Genomic DNA, 23,410 nt, shown 5'->3' on the forward strand with positions numbered 1-23,410 from the left:
AAGTCTATGGACATCAAAACCGCATCCGCTGTTCCAGATCATTCCTGATCTCTTCACGCAGGGAATCTGTGGCAAACTTGTCGATAATTTCGCCGGCAAAACCGAGACACAACAGACGCCGTGCCTGATGCGCATCTATTCCCCGCGAGCGAAGATAGAAGAGTGCCTGTTCATCCAATCGGCCCACACTCGTACCATGGCTGCACTGCACATCATCCGCGAGGATAACCAACTGGGGTTTAGTGTCGATTTCGGCCTTGGTTGAGAGCATCAGATTGGCGTTGTGCAGATGCGCCTCGCTCTTCTGCGAATCAATCCCGACCCGGATCAAACCGTCAAATACCGCCCTTCCCACCCCATGCAGAATACCTTTGAAATTTTCCTGACTTCTGCAACGGGGCACGCCGTGATCCACATCGAGATGGAAGTCCGTCAATTGACCGTCACCCGCCACGTAGAGGCCGTCGATTTCACATTCCGCACCTTCCCCGGAGAACCGATGATGGAACTCAGTACGTGACCATGCACCGCCCAGTGCCGCATTCACACCCAGATAGCGGGCATCCCGGCCCAAATTGACATAGAGGCCGCACAAATGATAGGCATGATTGCTCTCCTGCTGCACACGTTGGTGTGTCAGGGTTGCTCCCTCCGCCAGATTGATCTCGCAAACGATATTATTGAAGTAGTCGTTGTCACCATCCGCCGACAGATAACGCTCTACCAGGCTAACCGAAGCATCCGCATCCAACTCGACCAAATGACGTATCTGTTGTGCATGCCCGCTTCGCTTACCGGTTGTTATATGCAACAACTCAATGGGTAGCTCGATCACGACACCTTTCGACAGCTGAATGACAGCACCATCCTGTTGGGTCGCCATATTCATGGCGGTGAAGGCATGATCTCCCACCCCGGACAGATTACCCACCGAGCTGAGCACCGACTGATCACCCGTGGCCATAGCTGCGCGCAGATTTCCGATCCTGAATCCTGTCTGCTCAATGCCTATCGACAGCCCGGGGTGGTAGATACCGTCCACGAACACCAGACGCCCCGCAACAGGACCCTCGAGCATACGATCGATGGCGATTTCCCGTGATGAATCCAATACTGAAGGGGTCGATATAAACCCCTTTTGCAACAAACTCTCCACACCCGTATAACGCCAGGCCTCCTGGCGGGCATGAGGAAAGCCGAGTTCAGACATACGCTCCATCGCAGCACGTCGCTTTTCGATGAGCCAATCTCCATTGTCATGAGCCAGGCTGTCGATGGTACGTTGCGCCGTCTCCTGGTAGCCGTGCATGTTCATGCCGCGTCCTCATCAAGCAGCCAGCCATACCCCTTCTCTTCCAACTCCAATGCCAACTCCTTGCCTCCGGAACGAATAATGCGGCCCGCCACCAGCACATGGACGAAATCCGGCTGAATATAATCAAGTAAACGCTGATAATGGGTTACCACCAACAAGGATCTCTCTTCTGAACGCAGCATATTCACGCCATCCGCGACTGTTCGCAGGGCATCAATGTCGAGACCGGAATCTGTCTCATCCAAAATAGCCAGTCGAGGTTCCAGCATGGCCATCTGAAGAATCTCGTTGCGCTTTTTTTCACCCCCCGAGAAACCCGTATTCACCGAACGCTTGAGCAGTTTTTCATCCAACTTCACCTGTTTTGCCTTGGCGCGAACAAGCTTCATGAAACTGACTGCATCGATCTCCTCTTCACCATTGGCCTTGCGTATCGCATTCATTGATTCCCGCAAGAAGGTCATGTTGTTCACCCCGGGTAGCTCAACCGGATATTGCATCGCAAGAAAAAGACCTCTATGCGCCCGTTCTTCAACCTCAAGGTCGAGCAGATTCTCACCCATATAACTCACACTACCGTCACTCACATGAAAACCATCCCTTCCTGAAAGGACATGTGCCAAAGTGCTCTTTCCCGATCCGTTAGGCCCCATGATGGCATGCACTTCACCTGCATTGATCTGCAGGTCGATCCCTTTCAGGATCGATTTGTCTTCCACGCTGGCCCGTAAATTGTTTATCGTCAACATCGAAAACCTCTCTTCCATCTCAACCAACCGCCCCTTCCAGACTTACAGCAAGCAACTTCTGAGCCTCAACGGCAAACTCCATCGGCAGCTCGTTGAAGACCTCTTTGCAGAAGCCGTTAATGATCATCGACACCGCATCCTCATCCGAGAGGCCACGCTGACGGCAGTAGAACAGCTGATCCTCACTCACCTTCGAGGTTGTGGCTTCATGCTCCACCTGAGCAGTGGGATTCTTCACTTCGATATAGGGAAAGGTATGGGCGCCACAACGATCACCGATCAGGAGGGAGTCGCACTGGGTGTGATTTCTCGCGTTTTCCGCCTTCGCTGCAATACGTACCAGACCCCGATAGGTGTTGCTGCCCTGCATCGCCGATATACCCTTGGATACGATGGTGCTGCGGCTGTTCTTGCCCATATGGATCATCTTGGTGCCGGTATCCGCCTGTTGCCTGCCCTTGGTCACCGCCACGGAATAGAACTCACCCACACTGTCATCGCCACGCAGGATACAACTGGGATACTTCCAGGTAACCGCAGACCCTGTCTCAACCTGGGTCCACGAGATGTGTGAACGGTCACCCCGGCAATCCCCCCGTTTGGTCACGAAGTTGTAGATACCGCCTCGGCCCTCACTGTCGCCCGGATACCAGTTTTGCACCGTCGAATACTTAATCTTTGCATCTGTCATGGCCACCAACTCCACGACTGCCGCATGGAGTTGATTTTCATCCCGCATCGGTGCGGTACAGCCTTCCAGATAACTGACCTGACTACCCTCTTCGGCGACAATCAGGGTACGCTCAAACTGCCCTGTCTGCGCCTCATTGATACGAAAATAGGTGGACAACTCCATCGGACAATTCACACCCCTGGGTATATAGACAAAGGTTCCGTCACTGAAAACCGCGCTGTTCAAAGCGGCAAAATAGTTATCCTTATAGGGGACCACCGATCCCATGTAGCGCTGCACCAGTTCCGGATATTCGCGTATCGCCTCCGACATGGAGCAGAAGATCACACCCGCTTCAGCCAATGTCTCCCGGAATGTGGTCGCTACCGAAACACTGTCAAAAACCGCATCCACCGCCACGCCGGCCAGCGCCTTCTGCTCGTCCAGGGGAATCCCCAACTTTTCGTAGGTGGCCAGCAACTCCGGGTCCACATCGTCAAGGCTGGCAAGTTGCGGTTTTTTCTTCGGTGAGGAGTAGTAGGAGATTGCCTGGAAATCGATAGCGGGATAACGTATGGCAGCCCAGTCCGGTTGCTGCATACTCAGCCAATGGCGATACGCCTGGAGGCGCTTTTCAAGCATCCATTCCGGCTCGTCTTTGCGTGACGATATGACACGGATTACCGACTCGTCCAAACCTGGCGGCAGCGTATCCGATTCGATCCGGGTGACGAATCCCTCGGCATATCCGGTGCTTATGAGACTCTCTACACTACTGTCTGTCATACCCATATCTCATCTCTCCAGCGGTATGCAATTGCGGCTGTTACAGCAAATGGAATCGGGTAAACAGATTGCGGAAATAGATTCATTTCTTACTGCCCCTGGCCAATGCCGGCCGACTGCTGAAACCTAATAACACAGTAATATAGTCAGGAATTATATTTTGCAAGGGCTATACCCTAGAGAAATACTAAGGTAATCGCTTATGTGAAATCGGGTGGGCTGAAAATAACTAGTAAATACAATAAGTAACAACATTCATTACTTATTTGTCGGGACACCATACCCCAGCGGCACAAGGGTTTCCCGAAAGACAGATCAACCTTCGATGATGCTTTTCACACCTTCTGAAATAAGTTTTTCATAGAGGAATTTCTGTTTACCGTCGACCTCTATCCCCATACCGCTGAGCATAATAAAAAGATCGTCGATAATGATTTCCGATATGTGCCGTTGGTTGTGCAGCGAGGCCTCGAGATCGTTGTTCATGGCCAGCATACAGGCGAGAGCTCCGATCACCTGCAGGGTAACCTCATCCTTGACGACAATAGGCTTGGATTGAGGCTCTGAATGCGGACGCTGTATACCGTAAGTGTCACAGACTCGATTCAAATCGTCGTGGTTGAAGTGCATGTCGGCGGGATAGTTGAACTCATTATCCATTCCGCCTTTCCCATCGCCAATGAGCAGCTCTTCGTCAAATACCAGAAATTTCTGAAACAGGTCATCACGAACAACACCATTGATTGTGATGTTGTGATCGATGATGGCACTGCTGTAGGTGACCGGCAGATTCTTTTTCAGCTCGTTGACATCAGTGGCGTAGAGCTTGAGATAACCATCCACATAGACCCTGTCGAAGGTTCCGCTCTCCACCTCGACAGAAGCGAACCCGTTGAAGTGAAAATAGAACTCTTCAAGTTCATGCAGAAAACGACTGTCACCGACGTAGTCACAGGCCTGTTCCCAGCTGTAAAAAACGCCTTGTTCATTCATATTGGTTTCTTCATCCTTTATCGGTCAGATTCAGCGAATCCTTCCTCTTTTTTAGATCAAATTCAACACTCGACAAGATTGACTGCCAGCCCCCCCCTCGATGTCTCTTTATATTTTGTCTTCATATCCGCGCCGGTCTCTCGCATGGTTTTTATGACTTTATCCAGTGAAACAAAGTGTGACCCGTCTCCCCGTAAGGCCATGCGTGCGGCATTTATGGCCTTTACCGCACCCATGGCATTACGCTCGATACACGGCACCTGCACCAGACCACCTACGGGATCGCAGGTCAAGCCCAGATTGTGCTCCATTCCTATCTCCGCGGCATTTTCAACCTGGCGCGGCGTGCCGCCCAATACCTCGGCCAATGCACCCGCGGCCATGGAACAGGCGGCACCGACCTCACCCTGACAACCCACCTCGGCACCGGAAATCGAGGCATTCTCTTTGTACAGGATACCGATCGCACCGGCACAGAGTAGGAATCGGATCACACCATCCTCCGTTGCTCCCGGTGAAAAACGCCAATAGTAGTGGAGTACCGCGGGAACAATTCCGGCAGCCCCATTGGTTGGAGCGGTCACCACCCGGCCTCCGGCGGCATTCTCCTCGTTGACCGCCAGGGCAAACAGATTGACCCAGTCCATGGTGCCAAGCGGCACTTGGTTGAGTTCCGCATCGTTACTGAGCTGCCTATAGAGTCGTGGAGCGCGTCGTTTAACCTTTAACCCACCCGGCAGCACCCCTTCAGTGGTGCAACCCCGTTCCACACATTGTTGCATGACATGCCATATCTGCAGCAAACTGTCGCGTATCGTCTGTTCACTACGCCATGACTTTTCATTCTCCAACATCAGCCGGCTGATGGAGAGCCCCTGCTCGTCACAGACCCGCAACAACTCTTCGCCACTATGAAAAGGATACTTGAGTAGGGTTTTATCCTCGCTGATAACAACTTCGCCTTGCGCATTTTCCTCAATCACAAAACCACCTCCAACGGAATAAAAATGGTTTTGTGAAATCTCCTTCCCCTTATCGTCGAAGGCCGTGAACCGCATCCCGTTGGCATGCAGTTTGAGCTGTTTTTTCCGATGAAACTGAAGATCACCCTCCATATCGAAGCAGAGCTGCAGCCCACTGCCCAGCACCACTGATTTCTGCTCGCGGATAGCATCGATCCGCTGCGGTATGGCCTGGACATCCACCGTTGACGGCGACTCTCCCATGAGTCCGAGTAATAGGGCCTTATCCGTCCCATGCCCCTTGCCGGTGGCTCCCAATGACCCGAACAGCTCTATCTGAATTCTGTGTGTAACCTTTAGAAGGCGCTCATCCGACAGTTTTTCCACAAATCGTTTGGCCGCCAGCATCGGCCCGACGGTGTGGGAACTGGAAGGGCCTATACCGATTTTGAAGAGATCGAAAACACTCACTGCCATGCCAGCCAACTCCCGACTGCTTCAATGCATTTTTCTATATCATCGACCGTTTTATACATCACTCAGTCCATGCTGATTGTTTGGCTCTGTGATTGACCGCGTACACAGCCAGCCTGAGCTGTGGACAGTATCACCGCATATACTGCTGTATTATCATGGTAGGCTTTTGAAGTTGTAACGTACAGGCCAACAGCCTCTGTCCCTGCATGGTCTTTATCGACTGTTCATGTAACGGGCTATATCCATATCGCTCTCTATGACATGATCGATAAGCCAATACTTGAGTGAAGTCAGGGTTTCTATATCGAGCCTGCGTTTCCCCTCTTCTATCTCCCTTATCAAATCACTCAACTCAGCCTGCAGCAGTGCGTGTTCCCGATGATGACTGCTGACCTGGGGATATTCATGATTACGCATAAAGGCCTCCTCATCCCTGAAATGCTGCCGGGTCTCCTCTTGAAGTTGCAACACCAGCCGCATCGCACCTCCGTCATTACTCGATTCTGAATTTTGCGTCATTACCGAGTCTGCCACCTGATTGATCAGCTCCACTAAATGCAGATGTTGCTGATCGATTTCATCGATCCCCAGATACCAGTCATCCCGCCAAGTAAGAAATCTCTTCATTGGTCCGCCACCGATCTATTGCACCGCCCCGTATTAATCAAAGATTCCACTTGCAACCTGGTACCTGATCTTCATAGATCGGTGTATCCATGATGAGATGGAGGATACATACGTCTGCTCAGCTGTTTTGTTTCCATGGTGCGAGGATCTTATTTTATCCTGAAAACGCCTACCTTAGGGTTTAAATCTTTTTGCCCTTTTCAGAAATCGCTGCAGATAGCCGATCCCTCCATCTTCATGACGATAGGCAGCATACAACTTCCTATTGATGCCTTGACTCCCTAAATGCAGCGCTTTCAGCGGCAACTCCGCACATACTTTGACGGCCAGCCAGTCCGGTAAAGTACAGATGCCACGATTATAGGCCACCATCTGCAGCATAATCTCGAATGATTCAATCTGCTTCTGTTTTATCGTTCTCACCGCCGCCGGCCATAGGAACAGGGTAAGGATATCCAGACGCTCCGGCGCCACCGGAAAAGTGATAAGGTTCTCCTGCGCCAACCGCTCCGGCTCAATCCATGATGCATCAGCCAACGGGTGGGAATCGGATACCAAAAGCATCAACTCATAATTGAAAAGCGTATCGAAACCAAGCCCGGGCTGTTCCACCCTATCCGGAGTGATGAGTAGATCGATATGGCGATTCAATAGCCCTTCCAGTCCGGCAAATTGATAACGGTGAAAAATATCAACCTCCACATCCGGTTCACGACTCAAGTAGTCAGTAATAACGTCCTTCAACCATTCATAACAGGGATAGCACTCTACTCCGATACGCAATGTCCCCTGCTTCCCTTCAGCCAAGGCTTTTAAGGTCTGTTCAGTCTGCTCCAGGATGGGCAGAATTTCATGCGCTGTCTTCAATAACTGTATGCCGGCACGGGTCAACCTCAACCGGCGCCCCTGCCTCTGCCAAAGTTCAACACCCAGCTTTTCCTCTAAAGATCGTATTTGGTGTGAAAGTGCAGACTGGCTGAGAAAGAGTGCATTGGCTGCGGCAGTGAGCGTTCCATGACGCTTCAGGGCAGCGATGATCTTGAGGTGGGTCAGCTCTATCATATATGAGATATTTTCATATTTTATAGCAATATGATCATTATATTTTCATAATTTGCCTACTTACAATAGCGCTCTGGTAATAACCACATATCAGAGCAAGGATTATGGTCACAACACATCACCTCGGACTGCCCCGCATCGGTACCAAGCGAGAATTGAAATTTGCCCTCGAGGCCTATTGGCGGGGGGAGCTTGACCAACGGGAGCTGGAACAGACGGCCTTTAAAATTCGCCGGGACAATCTGCTGTTGCAGTCTCGACTGGACATGCTGACAGTGGGAGATTTTTCGCTCTACGACCAGGTGTTGGATAGCAGTTTTCTATTCGGCAATATCCCGCCCCGTTTCCGGCAGGAAGCGGGGATCACCACCCTTGATGACTATTTTCAGGTTGCCCGGGGCGCTTCCAATCAGGACACGCCGCCGGTGGCGGCTGCTGAAATGACCAAATGGTTCGACACCAACTACCACTACATCGTACCGGAGTTTCAGCACACCACGGAATTTCGGTTGGCGATCGATACACTGCTCACGCGAATCACCGAAACCGGCACTGACCCCAGGCGGATTAAACCGGTTATCATTGGCCCGGTCACCTATCTTTGGTTGGGTAAAAGCAAGGACGGCAGCGATAAACTCGATCTACTGCAGCGTTTGCTGCCCATCTATGCCGATCTTTTGACTCAACTTGCAGCGGCTGGCGTAGAGTGGGTGCAGATCGACGAACCGATACTGGTGACCGAACTCAGCGCAACCTGGCAACATGCCTTGCGCAATAGTTATTACCAACTGCAAAACAGCCCGGTCAAACTGCTGCTGACCACCTATTTCGGTCAGTTGCGGGAAAACCTGCAACTGGCATGCGAACTGCCCGTTGCCGGGCTGCATATCGACGCGAGCCGACAACAGGAGGAGGTCAGCCGGATTATCGATTGGTTACCCATGCATAAGATCCTGTCCCTGGGTATTATCGATGGTCGAAATATCTGGAAGAGTGACCTCAACGCTATTCTGGCGTGGCTGGAGCCGATCCATAGCCGCCTCCGGCAACGGCTATGGATCGCTCCCTCATGTTCACTCCTGCACGTTCCACTCGACCTGGAACGCGAGCAAAAACTCGATCCGGAGATCAAATCGTGGTGCAGCTTTGGCAAACAGAAACTGATTGAGCTTGAACTCATCGCCACTGCGCTCAATCGGGGGCGAGACAGCGTGAGCGCCGAACTGGAGAACAACGCCAACGCTCTGCTCACACGCAAACGATCTCAGCGGGTGATCGTGCCGTCCGTTCATCAGCGCATGGCGGAAATCACTCCGTCGATGGCACAACGTCGAAGTCCCTATGAGGTCCGCAGCCAGGTACAGGCGCAGAGATTAAATCTGCCACCCCTCCCCACCACCACGATCGGCTCCTTCCCCCAAACCGGTTCGATACGTCAATGCCGCAGGGATTATCGTAACGGCAAGTTGACCTGGAATAGTTATAAAAAGGCCATGAAACAGGAGATCGCCTACTGCATCCGGCAGCAGGAGGAGATCGGCTTGGATGTGCTGGTACATGGTGAAGCGGAACGCAACGACATGGTGGAATATTTCGGCGAACAGCTGGATGGCTTTGCCATTACGGAGCACGCTTGGGTGCAATCCTATGGTTCACGCTGCGTAAAGCCGCCGATTATTTATGGTGATATCGAACGTCATCACTGCATGACCGGCGAGTGGACAGACTATGCCCAATCCCTGACGACAAAACCCTTGAAAGGGATGCTCACCGGCCCGGTCACCATGCTCAATTGGTCATTCGTGCGCGATGATCAGCCCCGTGCGACCACCTGCCTTCAGCTGGCGCTCGCCTTGAGAGACGAGGTGCTCGACCTGGAACAGGCCGGAATTGCGATCATCCAGATTGACGAGGCGGCATTGCGGGAAGGACTGCCTCTAAGGCGCAGTGAATGGCAGGGTTACCTCAAATGGGCCACTCATGCATTCGGAGTATGCGCCAACGGCGTGCAGGATTCGACCCAGATTCATACACATATGTGCTATTCGGAGTTCAACGACATAATCGGGGCAATCGCCGCCATGGACGCGGATGTGATCACCATCGAAACATCCCGTTCGGACATGGAGCTGCTGGAAGTGTTTGAGGCATTCGACTACCCTAACGCAATCGGACCGGGTGTTTATGACATTCACACCCCAAACATCCCATCCCTCGATGAGATGATGACGCTTATGCGGCAGGCAATGCAGCGGATCCCGGCAGATCGACTGTGGATCAATCCCGACTGCGGCCTCAAGACCAGACGCTGGCAGGAAGTGGTACCGGCGCTTGAAGCCATGCAGCGGGCCGCAGGTCTACTGCGCGAGTCATCCGCTTAAGCCATGCAACATGAAGCCAACGTCATGATCCGCTTCACGGGCCATGAATTGGCTGATTGTTTGGCCACCTGCTGGCATAGATCATCTTTTTCGTCTATGTTGTATGGATCAAAAGGCGTAAGAACTCAGTTCGACCGCATCATGTTTAAATGCCAAGATAACAACGAGAACGGCGCATTATCACTACAGTATATAGCGTGTTAACAATCGGCTTCATAATCCGGTTGTTCTTATCGCACCGGTGTCAACGGGATCGTCACACCGCCACATCCAGACGCAGAGCGATACTGGGTAGAGATAAGGATTAAGAGTAATAATATTCAAATAGCCGGAAGAATAACCTCTCATATGGCGATCTCTTTCAGCGTTGAACAGGCCCTAGCTAGCGGATCATACGATGCTTTATGAAAAACTCCATAAAATCGAACAGATCATGTTCGACGCCTTGGCACTGGGACTGGTGCTCTTCTACTCCTACTCCGCAGTTTTGGAACCCGCCGCCACCCAGTACCACCGCGGCATCTATATCATCATCACCTATATGCTCGTCTTCATGCTCTACCGCACACCCACTGTCTGGGGTCGGGTGTGGGACTATATATTGATCGCGGCATCCATCGGGTCGATCGGCTACTGGATTGTCAATTTCGAGGCCATCAACTATCGTGCCGGTGCAGAGACCGAACTCGATAAGTGGATCGCCATGGTCGGCGTGCTGATAGGCGTCGAACTTGCCAGGCGGGTAGTCGGCAGCGTGTTTGTCATTATCGGTGCGGTCATGCTGCTCTATGGCGTGTATGGCGAGTACGCCCCGGAGATGATATCGCATGCGGGGGACACCTTCCCTGACCTGTGCACCAGCATCTTTTACAAGAGCGATGGCGTGTTCGGCATCATGGCCAATGTATTGGCGACCTATATCATCCTGTTCGTGATTTTTGGCGCTTTCCTGGAGAGGAGCGGCGCTCAACGCTTTTTCATCGATTTCCCCCTTGCCGCTGTCGGTCACAAGATCGGTGGTCCAGCCAAGGTATCTGTCATCGCGTCAGGACTGTTCGGCTCCATCTCCGGCAGCGCCATCGCCAACACCGTCTCCACCGGCGCATTTACCATACCGATGATGAAGAAGGCCGGATTCAGACCGCACGTGGCGGGCGGCATCGAACCGGCTGCCTCCATCGGCGGTATGTTCATGCCGCCTATCATGGGAGCCGGTGGCTTTATCATGGCGGAATTGACCGGCGTACCCTACTCCACGATCATGCTGGTGGCCATATTTCCGGCCCTGATGTACTTCTTCAGTGTATTCGTCATGGTCCACTATGAGGCCAAGCGGTTCAACATTGTGGGCGAGAAATCGAAAGAGAGCGCCAAGGAGATACTTAAAAAGGAGTGGTTCTACGTCCTGCCGCTGGTCATTATCACCATCTTCATGTTGCTCGGTTACTCGCCCGGCTACTCAGCTATCCTCGGCATTGTGGCCTGTATTGTCGTCAGCTGGTTCCGCAAGGGTACACGCATCGATCTGAAAGGCTTCCTGGAAGCGTCCCGCGCCGGCGCTGAATCGAGCTTGAAGATCGGCGCCACGGTGGGCGTGATCGGTATTATCATCGGCGTACTCACCTACAGCGGGCTGGTGCTTACCTTCGCCGATATCGTCATCGAGCTTGCGGATGGCAAACTTTGGCTGACCATTCTGTTAATCGCTTTGGCCTCACTGATTCTCGGTATGGGTGTTCCGGTCACGGCAGCCTATCTGATTACAGCGGTTGTTGCGGTACCCGCACTCACCGAACTGGGCGTCAACCCGATTGCCGCCCATATGATTGTCTATTGGCTGTCGCAGGACTCCAACATCACGCCACCGGTCTGTATCGCCGCTTTCGCCGGCGCCACAATCGCCAAGGCGAATATGTGGAAGACCGCTTTCACATCATTCAAATTCGCCAAGTTCCTCTACCTCGGTCCCTTCCTGTTCGGCTATGTACCCGGCTTTTCACTGGATGGCACAGTGAAGGATATCGCCGTCACCTTCATACTGATCCTCATCGGCACCTACGGTTACGCTTGGTTGCTCAGCGGCATCTGGCTGGATTGGTTCAAGAAATCACCGGTAAAGACCTGATAAGCGAGATCGGATATGCCTAATAGAAAACTACCCCGTATCGGCTATAAAAAGATCCTCTATGTCACCGATCTCTCCGAAGAGGGCCGCCTGGCCTTTCCTCATGCCGCCAGTCTGGCACATACCTACGATGCCGCACTGACCGTCTTCCACGTGGTGGAATCCCGTGAGTTCGAGAAGTTTCTCGAAGGGTACTTCAATGAAGAGCTTTGGAACGAGATCAGAAACCGCAACGTGGAAGAGGCCAGGGAGATCCTGGTGAATCGGAAACGCAGCGACACCTCGATTAAAGAGGGTATCGAACAGTTCTGCGAAGAATGCATGGACAGCAGTGACGATTCACCCTATGTAACCTACGATGTGGCCGTCGACATTGGCGAACCGGGTGACAGAATCGTGGAAAAGGCCCACTCCGGCGGCTACGACCTGGTGGTCATCGGCAAGCGCGGCCAAGGCATTCTGCAAGGCGGCCTGATGGGAGACACCGCACGTCGCGTCATCCGCCACACCAAAGTGCCTGTCATGGTAATACCCATTCCTCCTGTATGACTTGCATGCCTATGGAACCGATAAGCGATATACCCCGCAGATAGACGAATGTAAGGCCTTTCGTCTGCTACGCCGTTCACTCCCCCGAATCCATCACTAGGGCCTGTCATCGCTTTGGAATTGTGCGGTGTCGCCGTCATCTCAAGAATATTGCGTATCGATTGCGTCAAATGGTAAATCGTATTGATCGAGGTACCCGACTCACCCTTGTGGTGCTCCTTCAGCAACCTTTCCGCCCGCTCGGATATACCCCTGTTGAGTCGCGATATCTCACGATATTGTTCCGCGAGTAACTCTCTCCTTGCCGCAATTGCGCTCAACAGTTCCTTTTCAGCCTCTCCAAGCGATTGATTCTTTTGCCCGTCACCCGCCGTGATGACCTTCTTAAGCTGCTCACAGACATCGGCCTCTTCCATCGACATCTTCCACCAGGCGATAAAACGCGCCTTGTGGTCGGCCATCGTGTTGACCGACTCGGCCATGGAATTAACCTCATCCCGTCCTTCGGGAACAAACGGCATTCGTTCCGCCGGTTCTTCATACGCCAGTTGATCCAGGATACCCGCCATTTTCCGCAGCGGATGTACAATGCGCAGTGTGATGGTAATGGCAAAGAATATTCCCAATAAAACAGCACCGGCTACAATCCACAACATCAGTTTCTCGTTCTCTCTGGACGAGAGATTGATATCCGACGCCATCTGATTCATCGTTTGGTTGGCGCTGACCACATTGTCGTCCACAAGGCCGGCAATTTCGGATACCGCCTTTTTCATCTCCTCAGTGACCTGTTCAATTCTTCTGTTTTGCTCTACCAGTGCCAGGAAGTCATTTTTATATTTTGCCAATAACCCACCAAACATGGCTTTATCCGTCATGGAGATGTCAGACCCCTTGACCTGGGCATTGATAAGCTCGAGTTCGTGGAGCGCCATGTCCACATAGACCTTGTCACCCCTGAGCAGGTAGTCCTTTTCCCGCCGCCTAAGTTGCAGGATATGTTGTTCCAGGTCGGGTATGTAATGACCGTTGATGAGCGCTTCGAGCCGGTGGGCTGCTTGCCAAAACGGTCCCTTACCGCCTGCGACGTTCTGATTCGCAAGTACATCACGCGCATAGGCCGTAAAAGTATCGCGGTAGGTATTGATCTCCTGCAAAAACTTCTCCTGTACCGGCTGCTCCAGCTCCGAGTCGGCTAACTTCTGTTTATACTCTTCGATAAGCTGAAAAACCCTGTCGCGGTATTGCGCTTCACGTCGTAGCCCGAGATCCTTCTCTCCTCGTCGTATTTGCAGCAGTTGCAAATAGAGGTTTCCCACTTTAAAACGGCCTGCCATTGCTTCCAGCTCATGCACGGTATCACGGAATGCCCCCTGCAGACCCGAATTATGATCCAGTCCTTTTGTTCGCCAGGCGTCAGCAATCATCAAGAATTGCTGATTGTAGGCAAGGCTGAGCTCTTTGATTCGACTCGATGTTTTGGCGGCGGACTGATCGATATTTCCCAGTTCTTCTGCATACCGGAGTACATCCTGCACATGCCCGCCTACCTCCTCCACACGCGCTTCGCTACGATCGATAAGAAACAGCTTTTCTACCCGGCGCGCCTCGAGCATGCTGTTTTCGATCTCCAGCGCGTAGCTCTTTTTTGCACCATAGACATCCTGGAGACGCTGGTAGTCAGCCAGCGACTGCTGCAGTGTCGAGTGATACTGCCAAATTACACCAAGAAACAGCAGACCCACCAGACCAAAGCCGAATCCTATCTTCTCCCCAATGCGTAACTTGCTTGCAAATTTACCCATATCTTGCCCCTTGGCGCCTAAAATACTCACGATCTCCACCCGTGTTTCCAATGACCATAGCAATCCTTTATGACAGTTCTGTTACAGTTAACCAAGTGTAGTCAAGAAGCGGATGACCGGTGACCATAAAACATCATATCCGCATATCATTCACCTCCAGCACCTTGAATAACATGAATTTTTGGTCAACGGGTCTATCGTCGGGGAAACAGCAGTTTTCCCTGTCCCAACGACCACCTTGAACTATTGATCGATGTTATCAGTCAGCCGGCGAATTACTGCGGCCTGACCAATAAGCGCGACTGTCTCGAACGACATAATGTGAAAGTCGCGGCAGAATTGGGCAAAAAAGTTCCCCATGCGAAAATCAGGATCGGAGAACTGAAACGATATGGCGTCATCGTGAAATACCCGTTGAATGAAGTAAAGAATCAAAGCCGTATCACCAGCAAGATGGAATCGCTATATGGCAATTAAGGCACGGGCATTCAACTCAACCCGGCTGTCTGTCATGGCAATACCCATTCCCGGTTGCTCTGCCGACTTGTGTAAATTATAAAAAGTCTCAATTGAGATCCGCAGCAAATCACCTGTTGGGATTTCACGCTTGACCAGACGTGGTCCCTACACCTGTCAAATATGATCCGTTTGGTTGTCTGCACACCACAAACGGGGCATGCCGCTGTTTCGGTCCGGGCGCAGAGAGAAAACAAAATGACACATTTTTATTGTTTATTCAATAGGTTACATTACTCTAGCAGATACTTCCATGTCCATTCACGTCACCTGCGTATCTCTCTTCTCAATGATGCTCGTATTGATATGCGTACTAAATAAAATGAGGAATCCGTCGATACAAAAACTGTGACATATATTTAACAAATTGCTGAATTTAATACCGTGACAAACAACCAAACACCTGTCGAACCGGCAAAGCCTCTACCATTCAGATGCGTCCACTCATCCTCTCATACAAACTAGGCATCGTCGCTATCATCATCACACTTGGAGTACTCACCCTGCTCCAGCTGTCGAACAGCGCCCCAGAGGGGGACCGGCGTCAAGAATCAAACCAGATGAAGACGGCCACTGGCACAGCTTCACGCCTGTCATCGCTGGCATCGCTTGACCACCATCCATCCGTTGAGTCCCTGCTGAATGAGGTCGTAGAAGAACATGCTGCAATTATCTCCGCGACCGTCTATCTCAATGACGGAATACACTTGGAAGTCGGAGGACACCATTCGCATTCCGGGGAACTTGTCACGGATCGCCCCATCTACAAGGAGATAAAGGTCCCCATAGAGAAAAATGACCGGGTGCTGGGAACGCTTGAATTGGCCTTTGGCCACCCATCGGATGTGATGCAATATTCGCTGATCGAACTGGCTGTATTCGCACTCATCACCCTATTACTCATCCTGATCACTTATCTATTTTTCAATAAGAAATTCACTCAACATTTCGACACGATTTCAATTATCCCCGAAAAAGTCAGAAACGCGTTTAATGCGCTCTCCGAAGGACTTGTCATCGTCAATGAAAAAGAGCGGATAGTCCTGGCCAATGACTCGTTTATAGCAAAAACGGGACAAAAAAATAGAGAAGAGGTTATTGGTAAAAAAATCGGCCATATGCAGTGGAAGCAGAGAGAGGGCGGCATGGATGGTGATATCCTGCCCTGGCATTTCAGCTTGTACAATTGCGAACGCAAAACCGGGGTACCGGTACGTCTGGAATATAGCAATAAGACAAAGACCTTCTCAGTCAATACAGCACCCATTTTTGATTCGCTAGGAACCATCCGTGGCGTACTCGCCACATTCGATGATCTTACCGATCTGGAAAAGCAGCATAGAAAACTCAGCTCCACACTCAGAAAACTGAGGAGTTCCGAAAAGGCGCTGCGGGACAAAACCGTTGAGTTGGAGTATCTCGCGACAAGAGATCCACTCACCGGATGCCTCAATCGCCGCGCCTTCTTCGATAAGCTTGATATGTTATTTGAGCAGTCCAGATCGAAAGGACACGACCTGGTTTTCATGATGGTCGATATCGACAATTTCAAGTGGATAAACGACCTGTATGGCCATGCAAACGGTGACAAAATCATCAAGCTTGTAGCGGAGATCCTGAACAATAATTCAAGGCCCGAGGATGTAGTCGGCAGATATGGTGGTGACGAGTTTACACTGGCATTGCCGAATGCAGATATCAAACAGGCGACGACCATCGCAGATCGACTGCGCCTGGACATACAGAATAAATGCCGCACATTGTTCACCAATCGTCAGCAGGTTACGCTGTGCTTCGGCCTTGCTGCCTTACAACAGCAGATGGAAGATTCGATATTACTGGTCAACAACGCAGACGATGCGCTTTATGCAGCTAAACAGCAAGGCAAAAATCAGGTCATCGTTTGGAAACCCGGATTGAAGAAAAATATAGAACGGGATAACGACAAAGCAGAAGAGATCATTCCGGCACCTGAAAATGCGATCGACTCAGCAACTGCGGGTCTCTTGCAGGCTGAAGTAGATAATCTTCAAACGATTGTCAAGCGGCTTGAATCCGAGCTTGAGTACACCCGAGATGAGATAGGCAAACTGGGTAAAAGTGATGAATTAACAGGTTTACCCGTCAAACTTTTATTCGATGACCGCGTTTCGAGAGACATTATCAGGGCAGAGCGTAACAAACACGCGGTTGCCGTGGTCTCCTTGGACATCGATAACTTTTCACGCATCAACAAGGCATTTGGGCAAGGAATAGGCGATCAGATCCTGAAAATCGTCGCTGAACGACTGATCGATTCACTCCGTAGATCCGACACCGTCGCAGTGCTGGATAAAGAGGAGGACGATGAAATTCCCGCCATAACCCGCTTGAACAACGACGAATTCGCCCTGGTTCTCAGCGATATCAAAGATATTAAATCCGTAACATGGGTAATACGCCGTATTCTTGGCAGACTAAAGAAAACCATGGAAGTCGATAACCAGGAGCTGTTTGTCTCTTTCAGTGTTGGCGCCGCATTCTATCCACACGACGGCGACACCACTTTCGACCTTCTGCAAATGGCCTATAGCGCCAGACACGCTGCCAAAAGCAATCCTGGAAGCAATAACATTAAATTCTTTTCCAGAGACCTCAACCGAAATGCATTCCACGACATTTGGCTGGAGATGCAATTTTATAAAGCCATAATTCAGCAACAGTTTGAGGTCGTATACCAGCCGAAGATCGATGCCAAAACCGGCCTTATTACATCCATGGAAGCACTCACCCGCTGGACACATCCCAAGGTCGGACCCATACCGCCAGACGACTTTATTCCTGTTGCCGAACATACCGGTCTGATTAACAAGCTGGGAAACTGGGTCTTTAAAAAAGCCTGTTTGGATCTGCGTCGCTGGCACAAAATGGGCTTCTGCGACCTACGTATCGCAGTCAATCTTTCACCTGTCCAATTAAGAGAGGAGTCAACACTCAGTGAAAGGTTTCTTCGAATATGCAACAAGCGCAAGATACCGCCCAACAAAGTCGAACTTGAAATCACTGAGAGCACACTTATTGAAAACTTCGAACAGACTCAAGCAGCAATGCATACTATGAGTAAAGCCGGAATTCAGTTTACTCTGGATGATTTTGGGAAGGGATTTTCGTCCCTCAGCTACCTGCATAATCTGCCCATAAGGAATATCAAGATTGACCGGGAATTCATCGACAGCACTCTCCCCGACAGCCAAAACCTGATTATTGTTAAAGCAATCATCTCCATGGCCAAAAGCCTCGGCTTAAAAGTTGCAGCCATCGGTGTGGAAACTGAGACTCAAAAGCATATGCTTTCACAGCTTGAATGCGATGAGATACAGGGATCCTTCTACAGCGATCCTGTCACGATGGAACAAGCCACTGATCTACTTCAAACCTATAACGGTTGACAGACATTCGGTTGGCTGGAGGCCCGGTGGCACAATAAAAGCAGTAAGCCGGGCACCAAACAGACAGCTCACCGGCACCTATCCGGGGCCATTGCCAATTCGATACGACGGAATCACACCATCCTTTGGCGAGTCAGACACCACGGCCATACGTTCCCGCCTTTAATCCGCACTTCGATTATGGCGCAGGGCTGATATAATCACTTTATATGCCACCGACTGATATTTTTTTCATGCTGCGCATTGAAACCGGAGGCAAGCAATAGTACCGTGGCGCCAAGTGATTGGGTACGCAGCGATTTGAGGTAATAAAATGCCAACCCTCTGGGAAAAGGTGACCCGCGAAGCCAAACTCATCAGCCTGCCTGAAGCCTACTTAAGACTGAAATCGGTGGTCGAGCGACCCGACTACGAGATTACCGAAATAGCCGATGCGGTCAGTACAGATCCGGCATTGACGACCCGAGTGCTCAAACTGGTTAACAGTCCCTATTTCGGCCTTGCCGGCCGAATAGAGACCGTGATAAGAGCCGTCAGTATGCTCGGCGCCCAGCAAATCCACGATCTGGCGCTGACAACCTGCGTCGCCCACGCCTTCAGCGGAATCGATCCCGCCCACCTGGATATGCGTAGTTTTTGGAGAAGCAGCGCGTTCAGCGGACTTGCCGCCCAACAGCTCGCCAAGCGACGGGGGGTGCTGGATAGTGAGCGACTGTTTGTCGCCGGCCTGCTGAGTGACATCGGCCACCTGATCCTCTATCAAAGCGTTCCCCAGGAGATCATAAGGGCCGATAGCCTGGCTCGAGAACAACAACTGCCACCAGTGGAGGTCGAACGCGAATTGCTGGGTCTGGATTATGCCCGGGTTGGCGCTGTCCTGATGCGACAGTGGCAACTGCCGGACTCCCTGATCGAAACAACCGAATTCCATCCGGAACCCCTGCGCTCCAGAAAATTCTCTTTGGAGACCTCTATCGTACACATCGCCGTACTTCTATCCAGGTCCTGGAATGAAAACCAACCCTTTGGCCAGGGGACGCTGCAACCTCATCCATCGGCATTGGATAGCGCCAATGTCTCATCTGAGATCTGCCTCGAAATATTGGAAACCGTCGAATCCGAGGTCGATAAGCTATTGGAAACACTCGCACCACTCAGTAAGGCCTCCTAGGGCCAGTCATCGCTAACCCCAATGGCATTGCTCTGACTGTCAGCGCACAGATTATCGATTTAACCTGTAATTCATTTCATGATGATATCGATCCGTCCAGAAACTCACCTATAGTACGTGCGCATGCGATCGGCTAGAATCAGCAGATTCAATCCCACCTGATGTCACGAGGAATTCCAACGTGTTTCGCAAAGAGCTCAAAGTCCTTGACTGTACCATTCGCGACGGCGGTCTGATCAACAATTACCATTTTACCGATGATTTCGTAAAGGCGGTCTATCGCGCTGCCTGCGACTCCGCTGTGGATATTATCGAACTGGGCAAGAAGCTTGCCGTCAGTGAGGAGTACAGTCGGGATAAATTCGGCAAATGGAACTTCTGTGACGATGATGATCTGAAGATGATTATCGACTCCCATGAATGTGAAAACCCACCTTTGATCGCGGTGATGTTCGATATCGGACGGGTGGATTTCAATAGCCTGAAACCCAGAGATCAAAGTCCGTTCGACATGGCGCGCGTGGCCTGTTATGTCCCCGACATCGACAAAGGATTGGACCTGGTCAAACGCTCAAAGGACATGGGGTACGACACAACCATCAATATCATGGCCTGCTCTGCCGCCATTCGTACCGAGTTGATCGAAGCCCTCAACCAGGTTGAGGAGACTGCCGAACTTGATTACCTTTATCTCGTCGACAGCTACGGCGCATTCTATTCCGAACAGGTGACCGATTACCTGAATCTCTACAAGAAATATGCGCCAAGCAAGGAGCTGGGATTTCATGCGCACAACAATCAACAGCTCGCCTTCTCCAATACCCAGCAGGCGATTATCGACGGGGTGAACCTTCTCGATGCAACCATCAATGGCATCGGTCGCGGCGCGGGTAACTGTAACCTTGAACTGCTGCTCAATTTCTTGAAGAACCCCAAGTTTGACGTCGAACCCATATACAAAGCGATCCAGGAGGAGTTCGTCCCTCTGCGCAAAGAGATCGAATGGGGATTCAATGACATCTATGGTATCAGCGGACACCTCAATCAACACCCGCGCGCCGCCATGAAGCTGCGCGGGGACAAGAAGAATCGTGATCGCTGCTACGATTTCCTGATTGAATCAAGCCGCCTGGACGAAGGCATTATTTCTTGAATAAAAGTCATAGAGCGATTCAACTCCCCAACACCCTCAAAGTGTTGGGGAGCCAGCGAGGTTGAATCATCCGGTAATCGTATAATGATCAGGCAAGGGGTTTATCAGCAGCCTTGGCACATGCTTCTGCGCATGTCTTGCGCTCCATGTGCTTGTCTTCGTATTTAGGAATAAGATTCCAGCACCTCGATTAGCTCATTTTCAGGTGTAACAGAACCTATTGGATTGATGTTAACGGTCATCCCCGACTTTTCATCATGAACAGTAACCAGCGGATGACTTGCAAAGCGCTGTTTATCCACTTGTTCAGCTCGTAGGCCGATGCGTTCAATGGCATCATAAATATCAGTGTGAGCGCCGATTCCCGGCATCTTTACACTCAATATTTGACATAAGGTTACCCCTCTTATTTTGTGGATAAGCGTTAAAGAAATATGTGTGCTGATTTATCGGCCAAGATCACAGGGGCGTTATTCTCGATACTGCTTTATTGGTGCTGCTTTTTCTCCCAGCGCCGTAACAGCCATTTTCACTTTGTGCCACTACCGGGAGAAGCAATTTACAATCGGATGATTTTTCCATGCTAATATATTTATGCTGAGATAGAATTCACTAATGATACGGAGGAGGAGATGGGAACAACCCGCGACATAGTCGTATTGAGCGCAGTACGTACAGCCGTTGGCGGATATGGCGGCACCCTTAAAGATATTGCTCCGTGCGAATTGGCGGCAACCGTCATAAAAGAGGCGGTCGCACGTGCCGGGGTTAATCCCGATACTGTTGGACATACCGTATTGGGAAACGTTATTCACACAGAACCGAGAGATATGTATCTGTCCCGCGTTGCGTCGGTAAACGCAGGCCTGCCGGTCGATACCCCTGCATTTACCTTGAACCGCCTGTGCGGTAGTGGTCTGCAGGCGATTGTCTCGGCCACCCAGCAAATTGAAACCGGCCATTGCGATGTCGCTATTGGTGGTGGCGCCGAGTGTATGAGCCGCGCCGGGTACACTTCAGTCAACCAACGCTGGGGCGCGCGCATGGGGGACAGCAAGATTGTCGACATGATGGTAGGCGCACTCACGGACCCCTTCGAGAATGTCCATATGGGAATCACTGCGGAGAATATTGCCGAGAAGTGGGGAATAACCCGTGAGGAACAGGATCAGCTGGCCGTCGAAAGCCATAAACGCGCTTCAACCGCCTGGGAAGAGGGTCGTTTTAAAGAACAGATTGTGCCAATCGAGATTAAGTCCCGCAAAGGCACGATACTGTTCGAAAAAGACGAACATTTTCGTACCGATGCCGATATGGACAACATGGCCAAGCTACGCCCTATTTTCAAGAAAGACGGTACAGTCACGGCTGCAAACGCCTCCGGCATCAATGATGCCGCATCAGCCGTAGTATTGGCGGCGGCAGAGACGGCGCAAGCCATGGGGCTCAAACCGATGGCACGGCTGATTGGCTACGCTTTTGCCGGTTGTGACCCCAAATACATGGGCATAGGTCCCGTACCCGCGGTCAAGCGGCTTCTGGAGGATACGGGCATGTCAATCGCCGACTTTGATGTATTGGAGGTCAATGAGGCCTTTGCGGCCCAGGCCCTGGCTGTGATTCGAGACCTCGATCTTCCAATGGATAAAACCAATCCCAACGGCAGCGGCATCTCCCTGGGCCACCCCATCGGAGCGACCGGTTCAATCGTCACAACCAAGGCAATCCATGAACTACAGCGTACCGGTGGACGCAATGCGCTGGTCACCATGTGCATCGGTGGCGGTCAGGGTATCGCAGCAGCCTTCGAGCGTATCTGAATAAACAATAAATCAACAATCTAGCAGAGGAGATGATCTATGGGACGTGTAGCATTAGTGACTGGAGGAACACGCGGAATTGGTGAGGCAATCTCTGTAGCATTGAAAGATGCGGGTTACACGGTTGCCGCAAACTTCGGCGGTAATGAAGAGGCGGCCAAGGCATTTACTGAGCGTACCGGCATCCCCGCCTATAAGTTCGATGTCGGCGATTTTGATGCGGTACAGGCTGGAATCGCAAAGATTGAAGAAGAGATCGGACCAATTGAGGTCCTGGTCAACAATGCCGGCATTACCCGAGACGGCACCATGCATAAAATGAACTTTGAAAAATGGGACAAGATCATCCAGACCAATCTGGCCTCATGCTTCAATGCCTGTCACGCTGTCATCAGTGGTATGCGTGAGCGGGGTTTCGGCCGCATTGTCAATATCGGTTCTGTGAACGGCCAGGCCGGACAGTATGGACAGGTCAATTATGCGGCGGCGAAATCAGGTATCCATGGTTTCACAAAAGCCTTGGCCTTGGAGGGCGCCACCAAAGGCATTACCGTCAACGCTGTGGCGCCGGGCTATGTAGCAACCGACATGGTGCGTGCCGTACCGGAGGATATTTTGGCGAAAATCATCAAGACAATACCGGTTGGGCGTCTTGGAGAACCGGAAGATATTGCCCGTTCCGTTTTGTTCCTGATTGCTGACGATGCAAGCTTCATCACCGGATCGACGCTTTCTGTGAATGGAGGTCAACATATGTATTAAGGATTCTCCCCTTAATCAGGAAGCTACTAACCAGACAAGGAACAAGCCGCAAATAA

General features: G+C 51.3%; 17 protein-coding genes. 9 read left to right on the forward strand and 8 right to left on the reverse strand.

The genetic code is table 11. The features are described 5' to 3' along the window. Window positions 1-13: 13 nt before the first annotated feature. The 7 genes from sufD to CODIS_RS03585 form a co-directional block, all read right to left on the reverse strand. On the reverse strand, window positions 14-1,315 hold the full coding sequence (gene sufD / locus CODIS_RS03555) for a Fe-S cluster assembly protein SufD (protein WP_069121348.1): 1,302 nt from the start codon (window positions 1,313-1,315) through the stop codon (window positions 14-16). Then, complete coding sequence (gene sufC, locus CODIS_RS03560; protein ID WP_069121503.1) at window positions 1,312-2,064, reverse strand: Fe-S cluster assembly ATPase SufC; 753 nt, start codon at window positions 2,062-2,064, stop codon at window positions 1,312-1,314. The genes sufD and sufC overlap by 4 nt, the downstream gene beginning before the upstream one ends. A 19-nt stretch (window positions 2,065-2,083) precedes the next feature. Next, window positions 2,084-3,523, reverse strand: coding sequence for a Fe-S cluster assembly protein SufB (gene sufB, locus CODIS_RS03565; protein ID WP_069121506.1), 1,440 nt, complete (start codon window positions 3,521-3,523; stop codon window positions 2,084-2,086). A gap of 315 nt (window positions 3,524-3,838) precedes the next feature. Then, window positions 3,839-4,516 (reverse strand): hypothetical protein, encoded by a 678-nt coding sequence (locus tag CODIS_RS03570; RefSeq protein WP_069121349.1) that lies wholly within the window; start codon window positions 4,514-4,516, stop codon window positions 3,839-3,841. Window positions 4,517-4,578: 62 nt separating this feature from the next. Continuing rightward, complete coding sequence (locus CODIS_RS03575) at window positions 4,579-5,955, reverse strand: L-serine ammonia-lyase (RefSeq protein ID WP_069121350.1); 1,377 nt, start codon at window positions 5,953-5,955, stop codon at window positions 4,579-4,581. A 213-nt stretch (window positions 5,956-6,168) separates the two neighbouring features. After that, window positions 6,169-6,582, reverse strand: a complete 414-nt coding sequence (locus CODIS_RS03580) for a bacteriohemerythrin (RefSeq protein ID WP_069121351.1) — start codon at window positions 6,580-6,582, stop codon at window positions 6,169-6,171. A 174-nt stretch (window positions 6,583-6,756) separates the two neighbouring features. Continuing rightward, entirely contained in the window at window positions 6,757-7,644 is an 888-nt protein-coding gene (locus CODIS_RS03585; RefSeq protein ID WP_069121352.1) for a LysR family transcriptional regulator, read from the reverse strand. A 104-nt stretch (window positions 7,645-7,748) separates the two neighbouring features. Here CODIS_RS03585 and metE point away from each other — a divergent pair, with 104 nt between their 5' ends. From metE to CODIS_RS03620, 7 genes are all read left to right on the forward strand, one after another. Continuing rightward, a complete protein-coding gene (gene metE, locus CODIS_RS03590; protein WP_069121353.1) occupies window positions 7,749-10,025 on the forward strand; it encodes a 5-methyltetrahydropteroyltriglutamate--homocysteine S-methyltransferase in 2,277 nt (758 codons plus the stop codon). A gap of 397 nt (window positions 10,026-10,422) precedes the next feature. Continuing rightward, entirely contained in the window at window positions 10,423-12,150 is a 1,728-nt protein-coding gene (locus CODIS_RS03595; RefSeq protein ID WP_069121354.1) for a TRAP transporter permease, read from the forward strand. A gap of 15 nt (window positions 12,151-12,165) precedes the next feature. Then, window positions 12,166-12,699 carry a universal stress protein gene (locus CODIS_RS20385; RefSeq protein ID WP_083220532.1) on the forward strand — a complete coding sequence of 178 codons (534 nt, stop codon included), beginning with the start codon at window positions 12,166-12,168 and terminating at the stop codon, window positions 12,697-12,699. 2,051 nt (window positions 12,700-14,750) lie between these two features. Further along, window positions 14,751-14,981: a hypothetical protein gene (locus tag CODIS_RS03605; RefSeq protein ID WP_069121356.1), complete on the forward strand. Its 231-nt coding sequence runs from the start codon at window positions 14,751-14,753 to the stop codon at window positions 14,979-14,981. 599 nt (window positions 14,982-15,580) lie between these two features. Continuing rightward, the gene (locus CODIS_RS03610) at window positions 15,581-18,448 is read left to right on the forward strand and encodes a diguanylate cyclase domain-containing protein (RefSeq protein WP_162420122.1); all 2,868 of its coding nucleotides are present in this window, start codon (window positions 15,581-15,583) and stop codon (window positions 18,446-18,448) included. 313 nt (window positions 18,449-18,761) lie between these two features. Continuing rightward, entirely contained in the window at window positions 18,762-19,619 is an 858-nt protein-coding gene (locus tag CODIS_RS03615; protein ID WP_069121358.1) for an HDOD domain-containing protein, read from the forward strand. A gap of 181 nt (window positions 19,620-19,800) precedes the next feature. Beyond that, on the forward strand, window positions 19,801-20,772 hold the full coding sequence (locus CODIS_RS03620; RefSeq protein WP_069121359.1) for an aldolase catalytic domain-containing protein: 972 nt from the start codon (window positions 19,801-19,803) through the stop codon (window positions 20,770-20,772). A 164-nt stretch (window positions 20,773-20,936) separates the two neighbouring features. On the opposite strand, the gene CODIS_RS03625 is transcribed toward CODIS_RS03620, so the two are convergent. Continuing rightward, on the reverse strand, window positions 20,937-21,143 hold the full coding sequence (locus CODIS_RS03625; RefSeq protein WP_069121360.1) for a hypothetical protein: 207 nt from the start codon (window positions 21,141-21,143) through the stop codon (window positions 20,937-20,939). Between the two features lie 261 nt (window positions 21,144-21,404). Between CODIS_RS03625 and CODIS_RS03630 the strand changes: the two genes are divergently transcribed. Then, window positions 21,405-22,592, forward strand: a complete 1,188-nt coding sequence (locus tag CODIS_RS03630; RefSeq protein WP_069121361.1) for an acetyl-CoA C-acyltransferase family protein — start codon at window positions 21,405-21,407, stop codon at window positions 22,590-22,592. A gap of 39 nt (window positions 22,593-22,631) precedes the next feature. Continuing rightward, window positions 22,632-23,354 (forward strand): acetoacetyl-CoA reductase, encoded by a 723-nt coding sequence (gene phbB / locus CODIS_RS03635; protein WP_069121362.1) that lies wholly within the window; start codon window positions 22,632-22,634, stop codon window positions 23,352-23,354. The last annotated feature ends 56 nt before the right edge of the window (window positions 23,355-23,410 follow it).

It is taken from the genome of Candidatus Thiodiazotropha endolucinida (genome assembly GCF_001715975.1).
Taxonomy (GTDB): Bacteria; Pseudomonadota; Gammaproteobacteria; order Chromatiales; family Chromatiaceae; genus Thiodiazotropha; species Thiodiazotropha endolucinida.